A 17,479-nucleotide genomic window follows, 5' to 3' on the forward strand; every position below is an offset into this window, starting at 1 on the left:
AGTACGGTGGAACGCGCATGATCTGTACCGGATATTATAAATACGTTTACCGCCATGCTGGTCCTGATGAGCTCTCCGAGCTAAAAGCAGACCCGCAAGAATGCCACTGCTTGATTGGCGATGAACGCCATGCGGGAGTACTTTCCCAACTCCATCAACGCCTTGTGCGGTGGTTTCAAGACCCCAGTCATGCGGCCTATGACGGCTTTAGCCGCCCAGTCACCGGATTGGGACAAAACTCGCCGGTAAGGACGCCACTAACTGACGAGGAACGGTACGAGCGCGTAAAAACCGCCACGCCCTGACATGCAAAGGATCCACACTGTGAACCCGCTCCCTTCGCGCGCCAACCTCGCCGCCGGCCCCTACGATCCAATGATGGAACTCACCAATCCTGGACCTGGCACCGGCAGCCTGCCTCCGCGTGCGCACCTGGAAACCGGCCTGCCTACCCGCTCACTCAATGGTGACTGGCGGTTCCACTATTCGGAGTCGGTGGCTAGCGCTCCCACCGGTATGGAGAAAGAAGTGTTTAACGACGGCGCATGGGACACGCTGCCTGTCCCCTCGAGCTGGAATTTCCATGGATACGGGGCCCCTTCTTATACAAACGTGCAATTCCCATTCCCACTGGATCCACCTTTTGTTCCCGATGCGAATCCTGTGGGAGACCACAGACTCACTTTCGATGTTGGCACAGAGTTCCTCCACGGTGCCGTGCTGCGCTTTGATGGGCTCGATAACGCAGGAACTATTTGGCTCAACGGCCACTTGTTGGGCACCACCCGGGGTTCAAAGCTGGTGCACGAATTCGATGTCACAGGTATTCTCCGCGCCGGAGCTAACGTGCTGGTGGTGCGCGTGGCCCAATTTTCGGCGTCGAGCTATTTAGAAGATCAGGATGCGTGGTGGCTGCCAGGAATCTTCCGTGACGTGACATTGCTGGCCCAACCGCAGGCATCCATTTGGGACGTCTTTGTGCATGCCGGTTATACCGTTGACGGAGTGGGTACGCTCCGGGTAGAAATCAGTCCGCCACTTCCAGATGTGGTGGCGAGCATTGCCGGGCTTGGTTTCAGCGAGGTGCTTGAATTTAGCCAACAGCAAGGCGGGAGTGGAATCTCCAAGTCTTTTGAGCTGGGGCCCGTGGAGCCTTGGAGCGCCGAGTCTCCCACTTTGTATGAGCTAACCCTTGCCACGCCGCTGCAAACCATGCCTTTGAAGGTGGGTTTTCGCAGCATCACCGTTCACGACGCTCAGCTCAAACTCAACGGAGCGCCGTTACTGTTTCGCGGGGTGAACAGGCATGAGCACAATCCTGATCGCGGCCGGGTCCTTTCACGCGAGCAGATGGTCAATGAATTGTGCTTAATGAAGGCCCACAATATTAACGCGATCCGCACAGCCCACTACCCGCCGCACCCTATGCTCCTGGAGCTGGCCGATGAACTGGGCTTTTACATTATTGACGAATGCGATTATGAAACCCATGGCTTTGAGGACGGTGATTGGGCAGGAAACCCCAGCGCGGAACCCAGATATTTAGAAGCGCTGCTTGATCGGATGAGGCGGACCGTTGAACGTGATAAAAACCATCCGTCAGTGATCATGTTCTCCTTGGGCAATGAAGCAGGCACGGGTCCGAACCTTCAAGCAATGGCGCAGTGGACCAAGGCGCGGGACCCCGAAAGACTGGTGCATTATGAAGGTGACTGGGCCTGCCCATACGTGGATGTTTATTCACGCATGTACGTTTCTCCAGCCGAGGTTGAGCTGATTGGTCGCCAGAAAGAAGCGCCGCTGCCTGATCAGGACCAGGACCGGCACCGGAGGAACCTGCCGTTTATCCTCTGCGAGTACGCCCATGCCATGGGTAACGGCCCCGGTGGGCTGCAGGAATACCAGGACCTTTTTGATAGATATCCGCGCCTGCAAGGAGGATTCGTGTGGGAGTGGATGGAGCACGGCATCCGCCAACATACCCCGGACGGGGAGGCGTATTTTGCCTATGGTGGAGACTTTGGCGAGAGCGTCCATGATGGAAACTTCGTCATTGACGGCCTTGTCAGCGCGGATTTAGAACCCCGCCCGGGCCTGCTCGACTATAAGAAAGTAGTGGAGCCTTTGGCTCTTGGGATCTCCACCGACTGGCGCGAGGTCTCTATCCGGAACAAATATGACTTCGTGGATACCTCGCATCTGAACTACACCTGGGTGGTGGCTGGGCCTAAAGGCATGATGTCTGCGGGCACACTGAACATCCCGGTGACAGCGGCGGGAGCCAGCACCACTGCCGAACTTCCCCCTGAGATCACGGCAGAGTTGGCACCGGAGCGGGTCTTGACCATCAGCGCCACCTTGGCCGCGGATGAGCCATGGGCGCCAGCTGGCCACGAGATCGCTTGGGCGCAGCAGGGCCTTCCACTCGTGCCAATTGTGGAACTGCAAATTCAGGGCGGCGCTGAGGCAGTGGCGCAGGACGGAAATCTGCGTTTTGGTCCGGCAACGTTCAGCGTGGCAACTGGTGAATTGTGTGCTTTCAAGTCCGTGCCCGTCAATGGGCCGCGGCTGACGCTGTGGCGTTCACCCACCGATAACGACAAGGGCAAGGACCATTCCCAGCCCGGGTCTCCGCGCGCTGCCGACATCTGGCAGAGTGCCGGGCTGCCCCTTCTACAAGGGCGTTTGCGGTCAATGACTCACGACTCCGGAACGCTGGCTGTGCGGGTGCGTTACGGCGTGCCGGTAGCTCGCCACCATGTAGATGTTGATTATGTGTGGCGAACCAACGGGACATTGTTGGAACTGACCGCACACGTTGAACCGAGCGCAGGTTGGGGAGTCAGCTGGCCGCGGGTGGGCTTCGACTTCGAGTTCCCGGGTGAGTTTTCGTGTGTCAGCTGGGCAGGGTTTGGGCCCGGACAAAAGTACCCTGACACGGGCATGGCTGCGCAGCGTGGTTGGTTCAGTGCCTCCATTGCGGAGCTGGCGGTGCCGTACGTCAGGCCGCAGGAAAATGGGGCACGGGCGGGAGTTACCTGGTTGGAGCTAGCCACTGCACAAACAGGAGGCGAGAGCATCTCCTTCCACGGCGAGGACTTCTCCTTCACGCTCCGGCCCTACTCGCAGCAAGTATTAACCGCCGCCAGGCACACCCCGGACCTGGTGGCCGATGGCATCTCTCACCTCACACTTGACGCTGCGGTGCATGGGATTGGAACAGCCTCTTGCGGGCCGGGGGCGCTGCCCCAATACCAGCTTGCTCCGGGATCTGGCACATTCACGGTGGTTCTGAGCTAAACCGCAGCGCTTGGAAAATGCAGGCTTTATAGTTTCCCGTAGCCAGCCAGGTTTCAAAACAGCAGTCACGACATGTGTTTTTGTGATTCTGCTGAGCAGCGGCGGTTGGGCAGGCTCAAGGTGCGTGGTGGTTGCTTATAATGATGCCGCGCGTAGTCCTACTGCTACGGATTTTGCTGGACTGTTGGCGGCGTTCTCACACACGCCACCCACACCTTCAGCCTTCCGTCGCGGTGTGGACAGCTTCTGCTGTGGGTACAGTATCCGCGGGTTTAACGCTCTCAGCTGTCCTCTTTGTGGCATTCAAGAACCGGTAGGCCATAACAGCCAAGCCAATAGCAGCGGCCACAATGCCCAGAATGCCAATAATGAAGTTAGCCGGCGTGGCCAGCTCCTGTACCAAGACAAACACGCCCATTAGGAGCACAAAGTAACCAAACCCTGTGCGCAGACGGGCCTCGGGGATGCGTCCGACTAGACGCGCACCAATAAATGAGCCGAGAATGGCCGCTACTGTTACCCCTCCTACCAGGGCCCAGTCTAGGCTGACAATAGTGAGGTAGCCGCCAAGGCCTGCGAAGGATTTCATGGCAATCACCACCAATGAGGTGCCGACGGCCACAGGCATGGACAGCCCGCCCAGTAACGCCAGTGCCGGCACAACGAGGAATCCACCGCCGGCGCCAACAAGGCCTGTCACCAGCCCAACAATGAGGCCCTCGAGGATGACCTTAGTGACCGGCAGCTCACCACCCCGGTTACTCCCCTCACCGGTTGCAGAGGTGGGCTCTTTGCGCCCACGAATCATGGCCAGGGATGTTGCCACCATCATCAGTGCGAAGGCAAGCATAAGGATGGTGCCGGGAATGTGGCCACCAAGGAGTCCTCCTGCAAACGCCCCGACCATGCCTGCGGCACCGAAAATCAGTCCGGTGCGCCACCGCACCCTCTTTTTGCGCGCATGATTAACTGCGCTGACAGCTGAGGTTGCGCCGACCACGAACAACGAGGCAGCAATCGCTTCCTTCGGGTTCATCCCGGCCACGTAAGTCAGGATCGGCACGGTAAGAATAGAACCACCACCGCCGAGCAGACCCAAGGAAAGCCCGATCAGCACCGAAAGCAGGAGGACGGCAACGAGAGTAACTGTCATTGGATAGGCCCCGTCTGTGCTTGTCTAGCGCGTGTTTATCTATAGAAGTGGTGCCGGCAGGAGAGCTAAGCAGGACGGTATTAGCCGTTCTGCCTTTGGTGCCAGTCAGCCCAGCCGGCATAACTACCTTCGAGTTCAACGACGTCGAACCCTGCACGGCGCAAAGCGGAGGCGGCCACGGAGTTGCGGACGCCGGATTGGCAGTAGCTGACAATGGTGCCGGTCTCCGGTAACTGATCTGTATTCCAGAGCACCCGCCCAGCACTGAGCTGTTTGGAGCCGGGCACATGACCATCCTCGTGTTCATTTTTGTTGCGAACATCAAGCAACAGTGCGGAATCGAATGCGGCCAGCTCAGCGGGGGAAATAGTGCGCGCAGCAGATACCGGCAGGCCCGTCAAAGAGGTGATGAAGCCAGCAACCGCATCAATACCGACACGGATAAGGTGATCCCACATCTCCATGGCTGAATCTTGGTCAGATGCCAGCAGCACAACTGGGCGCTTATCGGTTTCCGGATCCAACGCCCAAGCGCCGTAGCTGGCAGATTTGGAACCCGCAGGAATGTTCAGCGCCCCTGCTACAGTGCCTTCATGAACTAGCGCGTGGTGCCGGGTATCCACAAGCCCAATTTCATCGGCGGCCAAGCGGGTGCCAAGCTCTTCCGTTGAAATTTCAGTCAGCGCGTCCCTACTGCCCAGAACGGCCGGGCCCTGTCGGTTTTGCCGTTTCATCCGGCCAAAATACGCAGGTGCATCGGGCTGGCCAGTAAGGAGAGTTGCAATAAATCCTGCCTCGTCATTGGCGGCCAAGTACGGACCCCACCAAGCAAAGTTGCGTTCGTAGCCAACAGTGGAGGAGGGGATGGCGCCCAGTGCTTTGCCACAAGCGCTACCAGATCCGTGGCCTGGATATACCTGAATATAGTCAGGGAGTGTTAGGAACTTTTCCTTCAGTGAGGCAAACAGCTGGTGTGCTCCCAAAAAGCGGGTATCAGCACCTCCGGCGGTCTCATCCAGAAGATCCGGGCGGCCTAGATCGCCTGCGAAGACAAAGTCTCCGGAAAGCAAGAAACCCGGCTGGTCACTGAACGCACCATCGGTGATCAGGAAAGAGAGATGCTCCGGAGTGTGACCGGGTGTGTGCAGAGCCTGGATGGCGATGTTTCCCAGTGTGATGGTGTCCTGATCATAAAGTCGAACTCCGTCGAAGCCGTACTGCCAGTCTTCTCCGCCTTCTCCTGAGAGGTAGGTGGTGGCACCGGTTGCTGCCGCGAGTTCGCGGGTTCCGGAGAGGTAATCGGCGTGGATGTGGGTTTCCGTGACGGCCACGATCTTCATACCGTTGCTGGCTGCGAGTTGCTGGTAAATTGCAATGTCGCGCCGGGCGTCAACCACCAGTGCCTCACCTTTGACCTGACAGCCAATGAGGTAACTTGCCTGCGCAAGGTCTTCATCATAAATACGTTCGAGAAGCATATCTCTCCTAGGTAAAATGAATGATCCCAATACCCCATGGGGTATGTGGTTAGTTCTCATCATAATACGCCCTAGGGTATTGTGCAAAGAAGGTTGGTGGCAGGTTTGAGCGTTAGATTGCCCCCGTGTGCGTAGAGAAAGAAAATTGACCGGCACGGGCTCCTCAGAGCCCGTGCCGGTCAATTATGCGTGTGTGCGACCTCAGCTAAAAGTGCTCGCCATTAACTGGCTCCGTTAGCTGGCTCCGTCAACTGGCGGTGTCAGCCGCAGTGCCGGCCGCAGTGCCGGCCGCAGTGCCCGCCAGACGCAGCCATGTATCCACCACTGTGTCAGGGTTCAAGGACACCGAATCGATGCCTTCACTGACAAGCCACTGGGCAAAGTCGGCGTGGTCGCTGGGACCTTGCCCGCAAATTCCCACATATTTCCCTCTGGCTTTGCACGCCGCAATGGCCATGCTGAGAAGCTTCTTGACCGCCGGATTGCGCTCATCGAAGCTGCCCGCCACAATGGCGGAATCCCTGTCCAGCCCAAGCGTCAGCTGGGTCATGTCATTGGAACCGATGGAGAAGCCGTCGAAGAGATCTAAGAACTCATCGGCCAAAAGTGCATTGGCTGGCAGTTCACACATCATGATCACTTCCAGGCCGTTCTCACCTCGGCGCAGTCCATTCTCGGCAAGCAGCTCGATCACACCGCGACCCTCCTCGAGTGTGCGGACAAAAGGAATCATGAGCTTGACGTTGCTTAGACCCATCTCATTGCGGACAAAGGACAGTGCTTCGCATTCAAGGTCAAAACAATCCCTAAAGGAGGGTTCCAAATACCGCGCGGCGCCACGGAAGCCCAGCATGGGGTTCTCCTCATGCGGCTCGTACGCGGAACCACCCAGTAAGTTCGCGTACTCGTTGGACTTGAAATCTGACATGCGCACAATGACCGGATGCGGTGCGAAGGCGGCGGCGATAGTTGCCACCCCCTCGGCTAGACGCTTGATGTAGTAATCCCGAGGGCCGTGGTAGGCCGCGATCCGCTCCCTAATTTCGGCAGCCACCTCCACCGGCTGATCGTCCATATTCAGCAGCGCCTTGGGGTGGATTCCGATCTGGCGGTTGATGATGAACTCGAGCCGGGCCAAGCCCACACCATCATTGGGCAATTGCGCAAACGTGAACGCCTGCTCCGGTGTGCCAACGTTCATCATCATTTTCACCGGCGCTTCGGGGAGTTCGCCAATCTCGGTCTCCTCCAAGCTGAAATCAAGCAGCCCCTGGTAGATAAACCCGGTTTCCCCTTCCGCGCAACTGACTGTCACTTCTATCCCTTCGGAGAGAATATCTGTTGCATCCGCTGTACCAACGACGGCGGGTATCCCCAGTTCGCGGGCGATGATTGCGGCGTGGCAAGTGCGTCCACCACGGTTGGTGACGATGGCCGAAGCCCGCTTCATAATCGGTTCCCAATCCGGGTCCGTCATGTCTGCAACGAGGACGTCACCGGTTTTGAAGCTGGCCATCTGGTCAATGGAGCTAAGGATCTGGACCCGGCCGGAACCTATCCGCTGACCAATTGCGCGGCCTTCTGCCAGCACGGCGCCGGTCTCATTCAAACGGAAGCGGCTCAGCCGTCCTGCTGCCCGGCGGGACTGGACAGTTTCCGGACGTGCCTGCAGGATGTACAGGCTGCCATCAATGCCATCCTTGCCCCATTCGATATCCATGGGACGGCCGTAGTGGGCCTCGATGGCGACGGCATGGCGGGCGAGCTGCTCCACGTCGTCGTCCGTAATGCTAAAACGGTTTCGCAGCTGCGCCGCCACCGGAACAAAATCAATGGTGCGGCCAACCTCTTGATTCTCCGTGTACGTCATCTGCAGGGCCTTCTCGCCAAGCCCGCGCTTGAGAATGGCGGGACGGCCGGCCTGTAATGCCGGTTTGTAAACGTAGAACTCATCCGGATTAACGGCACCCTGAACCACGGCCTCGCCCAGTCCATAGGAGGAGGTCACGAATACGGCGTCCTGGAACCCTGACTCGGTGTCCATGGTGAACATGACCCCCGAAGCTCCAACGTCGGAACGAACCATGCGCTGAATACCGGCCGAGAGGGCCACCTCGGCATGCTCGAACTGGTGGTGCACCCTGTAGGCGATGGCACGGTCATTGTAGAGAGAAGCAAAGACGTCCCTTACAGCCAACAAAATATTCTCAATCCCGCGAACATTCAAGAACGTTTCTTGTTGCCCGGCAAAGGAAGCCTCGGGAAGATCTTCCGCCGTTGCGCTGGAGCGCACAGCCCAGGAAAGCTCTGCTGAACCACCGTGCTTATCCACCAACTCTTGGTACGAGGAGCGGATCTGCGCTTCAAAGTCGGGGTGGAAGGATGTTTGGCGCATCCATCCCCGGATTTCCTGGCCAGCAGCAGCCAGTGCACTGACATCATCGGTATCCAAGCCGTGGAGCCGTTCAACAATTCGTGCATCCAAGCCCGAATCGGCCAGAAAACGGCGGTAAGAATCCGCCGTCGTGGCAAAACCGTCAGGTACTTGAACGCCAGCCGACGTCAGGTTTTGCACCATTTCCCCGAGCGAAGCATTTTTTCCGCCCACCCGGTCCAGATCAGCGAGCCCCAGCTCTGAGAACCACAGAATGTCCGTCGTCATGATTATTGCTCCTTTGCAATGAATGGCGCGCGGGGCGAGTGCCACGCGAAGTATGTTTTTCTAACGCTTAAGTCTCATTTGGGCCAAGATGGTCGCAGCCATCTCCTCCACCGACACACTCGCCGAGTTCAAATACGGAATCCCATGCGCCGAATACAGCCGCTCGGCACTGCGCAGCTCAAAACCACACTGTCCCAGTGAAGCATAAGGGGAGCCGCGGCGGCGTTCAGTGCGCACCTGACTGAGCCGAAGAGGGTTGGAGGTGAGCCCAAAGCACTTCTGTACAAAGGGGCGCAGCGGTGCGGGCAGCCCCTCCCTCTCGAAATCCTCATCAACCAGCGGAAAGTTCGCCGCAAAGATCCCGTGCTGAAGCGCCAAATACATGGTGGTGGGTGTTTTCCCGCACCGGGAAGGGGCCACCAAAATCACCTGAGCCTTCTCCAGCGCTCGCAAACTTTGCCCGTCGTCGTGCTCCATGGCGTATTCCACAGCGCTCATCCGTGACTGATAGCGGGCGGCGTTTCCCTGACCATGTGCACGTCCGGGTTCGCCACTGGCCACCACACCCAGAGCCTGCTCTAATTGGCCCACGTGAGTGCCGATCAAATCCACCATGGTGGCTTGACACGCCGAGAGTGCCTCGCGGATATCAGCACCCACAACCGTGGAAAACACCAGCGGGGCACTACCCTCGGCGGTGAGCCGATTGATAGTTGCCACCACTGTTTTCGCCTGATTGACGCTGGTGATAAAAGGAATAGTGTTGCGCTCAAAGATGCTTGCCGGGAACTGTGTTAACAAGGTGTTCCCTAGCGTCTCCGCCGTGATGCCGGTGCTGTCCGAGAGGAAGAAAACCGGGTGGGGTACCTCAATGATGTTCTGTACGTTTTGGCTCTGATCCATCGTGGGTCTTCCTTGACTCGTGGGTCGTGCTCACAGGAAACAAGCTATCACCCCCGATTTTTTCTGACGCCACAATCGAGTGCCGTGTGCCCCTCCCGGCGGCGGTTTTGGCCAAAACTGCCGGGAGGAGCGCAAAGGGCCGGACTTTAGAAGTCCCAGTCGCCGTCGTCCGTGTCCTGCGATATACCAATGACATACGAGGAACCAGACCCGGAGAAAAAGTCATGGTTTTCATTGGAACCAGGGGACAGTGCCGCCAAAATCTCCGGGTTAACCTGAGTCTGCTCAGCCGTGAAACGGGCCGGATAACCCAGATTCATCAGGGCCTTGTTGGCGTTGTAACGAACAAAAACGGCCACATCCTCCATAAGACCCAACGGTTCATAGAGCTCACCGGAGTACTGAAGCTCCAGCTCATACAGCTCTTCCAGCAGCTCGTAGGTGAATTTGCGCATTTCCTCCTGCTCGCTCCGGCTGCGCTTTTCAAGCCCACGCTGGTACTTATAACCGGAGTAGTAGCCGTGCACTGCTTTATCTCGAAGAATGAGGCGGACCATATCCGCTGTATTAGTCAGCGTGGCGTGCACGGAGAAGTGCAGTGGCAAGTAAAAGCCCGCATAAAGCAGCAGTGAAGACAGCAGGGTTGAAGAGACCTTGCGTTTAAGCGGATCATTTCCGTAGTAATGTTCCAAAACCTTCTTGGAACGTGTTTGCAGAAGATCGTTTGCCACGGCCCAGCGGTATGAATCATCAATCTCGGGCGTGCTGGCGAGAGTGGAAAAGACGCTGGAGTAGGAGCGGGCATGCACCGATTGCATGAACGCGATGTTTGTATAAACCGCTTCTTCATGTTCGGTCTGGGCGTCCTGAATCTGGCAGACCTCCCCAACAGTTGCCTGCACGGTGTCCAGCATTGTCAACCCGGTGAAGACGCGCATGGTTAAGGTGCGCTCCTCATTGGTCATTGACTGCCACGCCGGGATGTCATTGGAGAGCGGGACTTTCTCAGGGAGCCAGAAATTTGTGGTGAGCCTGTTCCACACTTCGGGGTCCTTTTCATCAACAATCCGGTTCCAGTTGATGGGACGCAGACGGGCTTGAGGATCATGCTGGTAGCCAGGAGGTGTCACTGAGAGCTGGGCAGTCGCCTGGGTTTTTTCAGAGGGTGTCATGAGAGTGCTTCCTTAGAGGGTTGGAGTCAGAGGGCGCAGGAGACGCAGTTTTCAATTTCCGTCCCGGCTAAAGCCAGTTGGCGCAAACGGATGTAATACAGGGTTTTGAGACCTTTTCGCCACGCATGGATCTGTGCCTTGTTGATGTCCCTTGTTGTTGCCGTGTCCTGGAAGAACAAGGTGCAGCTCAGGCCCTGGTCTACGTGCTGGGTGGCCGCCGCATAGGTGTCGATGATCTTCTCGTAGCCAATTTCGTAGGAGTCTTCAAAGAATTCAAGGTTTGAATTATCCATGTGCGGCGCGGGGAAGTAGACACGGCCCAGTTTGCCTTCCTTGCGGATTTCAATTTTCGCGGCGATTGGGTGGATCGATGCCGTGGCGTTGTTGATGTAGGAGATGGAGCCGGTGGGTGGCACCGCCTGCAGGTAGGCGTTGTAAATGCCATCCCTCTGGATGGCGGCCTTCAGCGCACGCCAGTGCTCCTGAGTAGGAATCTCTATCCGGGCCTCTGCGAAAAGCTGACGCACACGGTGAGTGGAGGGTGCCCAGGCCTGATCGGTGTACTTGTTGAAGTAGCTGCCATCTGCATACGTGGAGGTGGCGAAGCCCTCAAATGTGACGCCGCGTTGGGCGGCGATCTGATGTGAGGCACGCAGAGCGTGATAGGCAACAGTATAGAAATACATGTTGGTGAAATCCACTCCCTCGGCGCTGCCGTAGTGGATGCGCTGGGAGCCGAGGTAGCCGTGCAGGTTCATCTGCCCCAAACCAATTGCGTGGCTGGCATCGTTGCCTGCTGCGGCAGAGGGGACAGCATCCAGAACCGATTGGTCAGAGACGCTGGTTAGTCCGCGCACTGCCGTTTCGATCGTTGCGCCGAAGTTTGGTGAGGCCATTGCTTGAGCTATGTTCAAGGAGCCCAGGTTGCAGGAGATATCTCGCCCCACCTCTGTGTAGCCAATCGCGGCGTCGTAGCTAGAGGGGGTGTTGACTTGCAGAATTTCGCTACACAGGTTGGACATGTTGATCCATCCGGAGATGGGATTGGCACGGTTGACAGTATCTTCAAAAAGTACGTAAGGGTAGCCGGATTCAAACTGCAATTCCGCCAGCGTTTTGAAGAAACCGCGGGCACTGATGGTGGTTTTTCGGATGCGGGGGTTGGCTACCAGTTCTTCATAGCGGGAACCAACGGAGATGTCAGATAAGGGCGTGCCATATTCGCGCTGAACATCGTAGGGACTGAATAGGTGCATGTCGCGATTGTCGCGAGCCAGCTCAAAAGTGATGTCAGGAATGACCACCCCAAGTGAGAGGGTTTTGATGCGGATCTTCTCATCAGCATTTTCCCGCTTGGTGTCAAGGAAGGCCATAATATCGGGGTGGTGGGCATGGAGATAGACAGCTCCTGCTCCCTGCCGGGCTCCAAGCTGGTTGGCGTAGGAGAATGAATCCTCCAAGATCTTCATAACCGGAACCACCCCTGAGGCCTGATTCTGAACCTGCTTGATAGGCGCGCCTGACTCGCGCAGGTTCGTCATCAGCAAGGCAACGCCGCCACCGCGTTTGGAGAGCTGCAGCGCGGAGTTTACGCTGCGACCGATGGATTCAAGGTTGTCCTCCATACGCAAGAGAAAACATGAGACCATTTCACCACGCTGCTTCTTTCCGGCATTCAGGAACGTGGGGGTTGCGGGCTGGAATCGGCCGGAGATGATCTCCTCAACTAATTTTGTAGCAAGCTTCTCATCCCCTGCGCCTAAGTAGAGTGCGGTGGCGACCACGCGATCGGCAAAGTTTTCCAAGTAGCTCTTGCCATCGAAGGTTTTTAGTGTGTAAGAGGAGTAGAACTTGAAAGCGCCCAAGAAGGAAGCGAAGCGGTGATCAGCCTGCTGAGCCTGGGCATAGACCCCCTTGACGAAGGACCAGTCATAAGCGTTGATGAACGCTTCCTCGTAGTAGTCATGCTTAAACAGGAAAGCAATTTTTTCCTCGAGGCTCTCAAAGTGGGCAGTGTTTGGGATGACGTCCTGGCGGAAGTATTCGCGCAGGGCCTGTTGATCCTTCTCAAGTTGGATTGAGCCATCCGGTGCGAAAAGGTTCAACTGCGCATTAAGTGCGTGGTGCTCCTTCCGGGTTCCAATGCCTTTGTGCAAGGGTTTTTCGGCTATTACAACGGTGGAATTCATAGTTGATCCTTTTCCTTGGTGGCGGCCTCTGCCCAGAACCGGGTGAGGCCCTCATTGACTCGTTCAACGTCATAGTCGGTGCCCAGCAGTTCGAACCGATACAGCTCAGGGATCTTGCATTTCCCGGCGATCACGGACCCTGCCAAGCAGTAGTCCTCGCCAAAGTTTGTGTTCCCAGCGGTGATAACCCCTCGCAGGAAACCCCGATTGACCGGGTCATTGAGGAAATTGATGACTTGTTTGGGTACCGCTCCCTCGCGTGCACCACCGCCATAGGTGGGGACCACCATGACAAAAGGGCGGGTGAGTTGGATCTGGCCTTCCAGCTTGGGACGCAGCGGTATTCGTACGGAATGACGGTCCAAACGCTTCACAAAGCGCAGCGTATTTTCAGAGACGCTTGAGAACACCACAAGATCCGAAGATGCTCTGCGACTGGGGGGATTAAAAGCCGCCGACTTGGCTCTGTCCTGGCTCACTAGGGTTCCTATCTGTTTTAGCGATCCGCCTCAAGACCACTACATCTAGTGGCTGTAACTCTAAAAGACGCTGCATCTAGTAGTATCATTAATCTGAACTTAAAAGTTAGGCGCACCGAAATTATTGTTCTCTCCGTCTGCCCCAGTGGCGTTTTGAGGTGTGTGAGAATTAGGCCGAGTGAGGCGTGCGTAAGGGCCCTGGCAACCGTGGTAGCTTGGGTTCTGGACACGACACGGGGTGCCGCATTGCGGCTGAGAGCTAGACCCGTTGAACCTGATTTCGATAATCCGAGCGAAGGGATGCCGGTCCAGAACAAAGGCCATAGCGCTCGCAGCAGCGTGGGAATCGTGCTTTTGGGCATCCTTTTACTCATATGAAAGGTGCACACATGCTGATCAAAGACCAAGTTGTACTCATTACCGGCGCTGGGCGCGGACTCGGCACCGACGTGGCCCGTTCCTTTGCCCGTGAAGGCGCCCGCCTGGTGCTGAACTACCGCAACAGTGAAGTCGCCGCGCAGGAACTAGCCCGTGAATTCGGTTCAGAAAAAGCGATTGCGTTACGCGCAGATGTCACCAATGCTGGCGAGGTGAATGCCATGGTCGCTGCGGCAACCGAACATTTTGCTACACCCATCACCACGGCGATCAACAACGCTTTGCCGGACTTTTCTTTCAACGGCGACGGCCGTTCTAAGGCCGAAGAGATTTGCTACGAGGAATTTCGGGCACAATTTGCCGGAGTTGTGGGAGGTGCCCTGAATACCATCCAGGCAGTAGTGCCGGGAATGAAGGAAGCTGGGTTTGGCGCCATCGTTAACGTTGGCACAAACCTGTTCCAAAACCCCGTGGTTCCATACCACGACTACACCGCGGCGAAGGCTGCCCTGCTGGCGTTGACCCGGACGTTCGCGGCCGATCTAGGACCATCAAATATCCGCGTCAACATGGTTTCAGGTGGGCTGCTGCGCACCACTGACGCCTCCGCAGCCACGCCAGAGCAGGTTTTTGACTTGATCGCCGGCGGAACGCCGCTGCGTAAAGTCACCACTCCAGCCGAATTTGCCGATGCCGCACTCTTCTTCGCCTCACCGTGGTCCCGAGCCGTGACGGGGCAAAATCTTGTGGTCGACGGCGGACTGGTCATGAACTAAGGACGGGGGAGTTCTCATGAACAGCACACGAGAATTACATATCAATGCTTTTCTTTTCGGGGCAGGGCATCACACAATGGGTTGGCGGCACCCGAATTCCAGTGCCGAGCGGGTAGGTGAGATTTCCTATTTCGAGGAACTGGCGCAACTGGCCGAAAGTGGCTGCCTTGACGCCATTTTCTTCGCGGACGGGCACGCCATCAACCGGACCTACACCGCGGGAGTGCCGTGGCTTCTGGAGCCCATTACGGCTCTGAGCGCCATAGCCAGGGCCACCAAAAACATTGGCTTGGTCACCACCGTTTCCTCAAGCTTTTATACACCCTTCCATGCTGCACGCATGCTTGCCTCATTGGATCACATCAGCGGTGGGCGAGTGGGGGCAAACATTGTCACCTCCATGTTTGATGCTGAAGCCCAAAATCATGGGTTGGCGGCACTGCCAAACCATGCTGACCGCTATGAAAGGGCTGATGAGTTTGTCCAAGTAATCCAGACGTTGTGGGATTCATGGTCGGATGAGGCGCTTCCCGCTGACAGGGAGAGCGGGACCTTTATTGATGCGGAGCAGATTCAACCGATCAACCATGAGGGCAAATACTTTTCCGTGAAGGGCCCGCTCAACGTTCCGCGTCCTCCGCAGGGCAGGCCGGTGCTTTTCCAGGCCGGGTCCTCGGAAGTAGGGCGAGCATTCGCGGCTCGATTTGCCGAGGCTATCTATTCTGTTTCTTGGGATAAGGACTCGGCACTAGAGTTCGCCACCGATATGCGAGAGCGCCTAGCTGTTGCCGATCGTTCTCAAACCGTGGTTCCAATCCTGCCTGGACTAGTCACCTATGTGGCACCAACCCGGGAAGGGGCGCTGGAGAAGAAACGCGCACTTGACGCTTATCTGGATATTCCAGCGGCAATCGCCCAACTGAACGTGTTTACCGGCCAGGATTACCGAACCCATGGGCTTGATGATGCGGTGGCTCCGCTGCCGCCAGCGGCGACGTTCACGGGCCCGCAGGGGCGGTACCTGACAGTGCAACGAATTATTGAAACCAAGGAGCCCACATTGCGGGAACTACTGGGCTTCCTGGCAGCCGGAGGTGGTCATGCCACCATGATTGGCACGCCCACCGAAGTTGCCGATGAAATTCAGGAGTGGTTTGAATCTGGTGCTTGTGACGGGTTCAACCTGATGTGTCCGGCCTACCCGGACTCCCTGAAGGATTTTGTTGACTTGGTAGTACCGATTTTGCAGGACCGTGGGATCTTCCGAACCGCATACCCGGGCAGTACTCTGCGAGATAATTTGGGCCTGTCCCGGCCTGAATTGAAATCTTTTGCCGGGCACACTACCTAGGGCGGTTTAGATTGACTCGGCTAGCCGGCTCAACCCGACTAGCCGAGTGAATCTCAGGCGCCACGTGGCTAACTATTGGTGCTGGTTAGGGGTGCAGCATGATCTTGCCGGTGCGGCCAGGAACAAAGTTTGCCCGGGCCGCATCCTGGGCATCCTCCAGTGAATAACTTGCCTCAACGGGAAGGGTTAGTGCTCCGGAGGCGAGCCGCTCAAGGAGTTCCTTCATGAGGGCACCGCGTTCTTGGGCCGGCATGGATGTGCTGACTTTGCTACCCCAAAAACCACGGATGGTGACCTGTTTGAAGATGACATCTGAGGAACTGATCTCCATGAGCGGGGAGTTCATGGCGCCAAACACCACAAGCGTGCCATTCTCCGCCAGCAGTGAAAGGACGTCCCCGCTGGCCCGTCCACCAACGGAGTCAACGCCAGAAGTAATCGGGGCACCATCGGCGATGGCACGAACGCGCTCAGCCCAATCGTCAGTATCCGTGGCAACGACGTTGCCGATTCCCTGATCAGCGAGTTCCCTGACGCCTGCGCTTCGGCGCACTAACCCAATAACGTTGATGCCGCGGGCAGTTGCTAGCTGGGCTAGAAGTCGGCCAACAGTGCCGTTGGCAGCATTTTGTACCAGCCAATCACCCTTGTTGAGTTTCAGTGATTCAAGGAGACTGATGGCGCTGAACGGCATCGACACCAGTTGGGCCGCTGCCTCATCACTAATGCTGTCATCGACAGGGAATACAGCTGCAGCTTTTGCAATGAAGTACTCAGCCCACACGCCAAAAGTGCCGCCGGTGCTCACACGTTGGCCCGGAGTAAACCCGGTGACACCTGTGCCGAGAGCGTCAATGACCCCCATGGCCTCGGTTCCGGCACGGGCAGGCAGCTCGGGTTTGAAGCCGTAGCTGCCACGGATGGTGAGTAGATCGTGGTTGTGAATCGTTGCCAAAACCATGCGGACGCGGACCTCGCCGGCGCCGGGGTCTGGGATCGGGATATTTTCAACTGCAAGGACCTTGCTGGGGTCTCCGAACGTGGTGTGCATTAGGGCGCGCATATTGCTCTCAATCGTGTTTGACCCGGACGCTTTTCTTCAAGCGTGGGTGGGGGGAGTGGTTTTTGAAGAATCGTTATCCAGCATTGGCGTGGCAGAAAGGTTGCGAATAACTTTGTGCAAAATCGACAGTGCATTCTTGCCGTCACTTTGATCCAGCTGGGTTGCCGCCGCGATGCGCAGAGGAATGTGGGCGAGCTCAGTACGTAAGGCCAGTCCGGGGTCGGTCACGGAAACAATCACTGTCCGTTCGTCAGCTGTTGATCGCTCCCGTCTAATGAAACCCCGTGTCTCAAGCCGTTTGATCAAGGGTGACGTTGTGCCCGAGTCCAGCATCATATTCTCTGCAACCTCCTTCACGGTCAGGGACCGGCGAGACCATAAAAGAACCAAGGCTAGATATTGGGGGTAGGTCAAACTCCACGGTTCAAGCAGGGCGTTATAGCGGCGGTTCGTTGCCCTGGCCGCAGCATATAGCGCAAAGCAGAGCATCGGCTCAAGAGGGTCTGAATCGATTGGTGGCGAGTGCGGCTGGTCTTCCATCCAGAAAGCTTTGCACACAAGATACTTGTGCACAA

Annotated in this window: 13 protein-coding genes and 1 riboswitch; of the genes, 4 read left to right on the forward strand and 9 right to left on the reverse strand. The window is 57.0% G+C overall.

Annotated elements, in window-relative coordinates:
• The first annotated feature begins 17 nt into the window (after positions 1-17).
• Together AAFM46_RS02725 and AAFM46_RS02730 are read left to right on the forward strand one after the other, a co-directional pair.
• Positions 18-305, forward strand: a complete 288-nt coding sequence (locus AAFM46_RS02725; RefSeq protein ID WP_343319414.1) for a hypothetical protein — start codon at positions 18-20, stop codon at positions 303-305.
• A 19-nt stretch (positions 306-324) separates the two neighbouring features.
• Complete coding sequence (locus AAFM46_RS02730; protein WP_343319415.1) at positions 325-3,300, forward strand: glycoside hydrolase family 2 TIM barrel-domain containing protein; 2,976 nt, start codon at positions 325-327, stop codon at positions 3,298-3,300.
• A gap of 217 nt (positions 3,301-3,517) precedes the next feature.
• Here AAFM46_RS02730 and AAFM46_RS02735 read toward each other — a convergent pair whose 3' ends face one another.
• From AAFM46_RS02735 to nrdI, 7 genes are all read right to left on the reverse strand, one after another.
• Complete coding sequence (locus AAFM46_RS02735) at positions 3,518-4,453, reverse strand: sulfite exporter TauE/SafE family protein (protein ID WP_283531692.1); 936 nt, start codon at positions 4,451-4,453, stop codon at positions 3,518-3,520.
• An 80-nt stretch (positions 4,454-4,533) separates the two neighbouring features.
• The gene (locus AAFM46_RS02740) at positions 4,534-5,931 is read right to left on the reverse strand and encodes an MBL fold metallo-hydrolase (RefSeq protein WP_343319417.1); all 1,398 of its coding nucleotides are present in this window, start codon (positions 5,929-5,931) and stop codon (positions 4,534-4,536) included.
• Between the two features lie 247 nt (positions 5,932-6,178).
• The gene (gene ppsA / locus AAFM46_RS02745; protein WP_343319419.1) at positions 6,179-8,593 is read right to left on the reverse strand and encodes a phosphoenolpyruvate synthase; all 2,415 of its coding nucleotides are present in this window, start codon (positions 8,591-8,593) and stop codon (positions 6,179-6,181) included.
• 60 nt (positions 8,594-8,653) lie between these two features.
• Complete coding sequence (locus tag AAFM46_RS02750; RefSeq protein WP_283531689.1) at positions 8,654-9,496, reverse strand: pyruvate, water dikinase regulatory protein; 843 nt, start codon at positions 9,494-9,496, stop codon at positions 8,654-8,656.
• A gap of 146 nt (positions 9,497-9,642) precedes the next feature.
• A complete protein-coding gene (nrdF, locus tag AAFM46_RS02755; RefSeq protein WP_343319421.1) occupies positions 9,643-10,668 on the reverse strand; it encodes a class 1b ribonucleoside-diphosphate reductase subunit beta in 1,026 nt (341 codons plus the stop codon).
• 26 nt (positions 10,669-10,694) lie between these two features.
• Positions 10,695-12,857 (reverse strand): class 1b ribonucleoside-diphosphate reductase subunit alpha, encoded by a 2,163-nt coding sequence (gene nrdE / locus AAFM46_RS02760; protein WP_283531687.1) that lies wholly within the window; start codon positions 12,855-12,857, stop codon positions 10,695-10,697.
• Positions 12,854-13,336 (reverse strand): class Ib ribonucleoside-diphosphate reductase assembly flavoprotein NrdI, encoded by a 483-nt coding sequence (nrdI, locus tag AAFM46_RS02765; protein ID WP_283531686.1) that lies wholly within the window; start codon positions 13,334-13,336, stop codon positions 12,854-12,856. Before nrdI ends, nrdE begins: the two co-directional genes overlap by 4 nt.
• Before the next feature lie 224 nt (positions 13,337-13,560).
• Positions 13,561-13,654, forward strand: a riboswitch (TPP riboswitch).
• A 71-nt stretch (positions 13,655-13,725) separates the two neighbouring features.
• Here nrdI and AAFM46_RS02770 point away from each other — a divergent pair.
• Both AAFM46_RS02770 and AAFM46_RS02775 read left to right on the forward strand, forming a co-directional pair.
• Positions 13,726-14,490: a 3-oxoacyl-ACP reductase gene (locus AAFM46_RS02770; protein WP_343319424.1), complete on the forward strand. Its 765-nt coding sequence runs from the start codon at positions 13,726-13,728 to the stop codon at positions 14,488-14,490.
• Positions 14,491-14,506: 16 nt separating this feature from the next.
• Complete coding sequence (locus tag AAFM46_RS02775; RefSeq protein ID WP_343319426.1) at positions 14,507-15,841, forward strand: LLM class flavin-dependent oxidoreductase; 1,335 nt, start codon at positions 14,507-14,509, stop codon at positions 15,839-15,841.
• 85 nt (positions 15,842-15,926) lie between these two features.
• Here the strand turns inward: AAFM46_RS02775 and AAFM46_RS02780 are convergent, their stop codons facing one another.
• Both AAFM46_RS02780 and AAFM46_RS02785 read right to left on the reverse strand, forming a co-directional pair.
• A complete protein-coding gene (locus AAFM46_RS02780; protein WP_343319428.1) occupies positions 15,927-16,904 on the reverse strand; it encodes a zinc-binding dehydrogenase in 978 nt (325 codons plus the stop codon).
• Positions 16,905-16,940: 36 nt separating this feature from the next.
• The gene (locus tag AAFM46_RS02785) at positions 16,941-17,444 is read right to left on the reverse strand and encodes a MarR family transcriptional regulator (protein WP_343319430.1); all 504 of its coding nucleotides are present in this window, start codon (positions 17,442-17,444) and stop codon (positions 16,941-16,943) included.
• Positions 17,445-17,479 lie beyond the last annotated feature (35 nt).

Source organism: Arthrobacter sp. TMP15 (genome assembly GCF_039529835.1).
Taxonomy (GTDB): domain Bacteria; phylum Actinomycetota; class Actinomycetes; order Actinomycetales; family Micrococcaceae; genus Specibacter.

Excerpts from the sequence above, each read along its gene's own strand:
- nrdE (WP_283531687.1), bottom strand. The coding sequence starts at position 12,857 with ATGAATTCCACCGTTGTAATAGCCGAAAAACCCTTGCACAAAGGCATT.
- nrdF (WP_343319421.1), bottom strand. The coding sequence starts at position 10,668 with ATGACACCCTCTGAAAAAACCCAGGCGACTGCCCAGCTCTCAGTGACA.
- AAFM46_RS02780 (WP_343319428.1), bottom strand. The coding sequence starts at position 16,904 with ATGCGCGCCCTAATGCACACCACGTTCGGAGACCCCAGCAAGGTCCTT.
- AAFM46_RS02770 (WP_343319424.1), top strand. The coding sequence starts at position 13,726 with ATGCTGATCAAAGACCAAGTTGTACTCATTACCGGCGCTGGGCGCGGA.
- AAFM46_RS02775 (WP_343319426.1), top strand. The coding sequence starts at position 14,507 with ATGAACAGCACACGAGAATTACATATCAATGCTTTTCTTTTCGGGGCA.
- AAFM46_RS02750 (WP_283531689.1), bottom strand. The coding sequence starts at position 9,496 with ATGGATCAGAGCCAAAACGTACAGAACATCATTGAGGTACCCCACCCG.
- AAFM46_RS02740 (WP_343319417.1), bottom strand. The coding sequence starts at position 5,931 with ATGCTTCTCGAACGTATTTATGATGAAGACCTTGCGCAGGCAAGTTAC.
- AAFM46_RS02725 (WP_343319414.1), top strand. The coding sequence starts at position 18 with ATGATCTGTACCGGATATTATAAATACGTTTACCGCCATGCTGGTCCT.
- AAFM46_RS02735 (WP_283531692.1), bottom strand. The coding sequence starts at position 4,453 with ATGACAGTTACTCTCGTTGCCGTCCTCCTGCTTTCGGTGCTGATCGGG.
- ppsA (WP_343319419.1), bottom strand. The coding sequence starts at position 8,593 with ATGACGACGGACATTCTGTGGTTCTCAGAGCTGGGGCTCGCTGATCTG.
- AAFM46_RS02785 (WP_343319430.1), bottom strand. The coding sequence starts at position 17,444 with ATGGAAGACCAGCCGCACTCGCCACCAATCGATTCAGACCCTCTTGAG.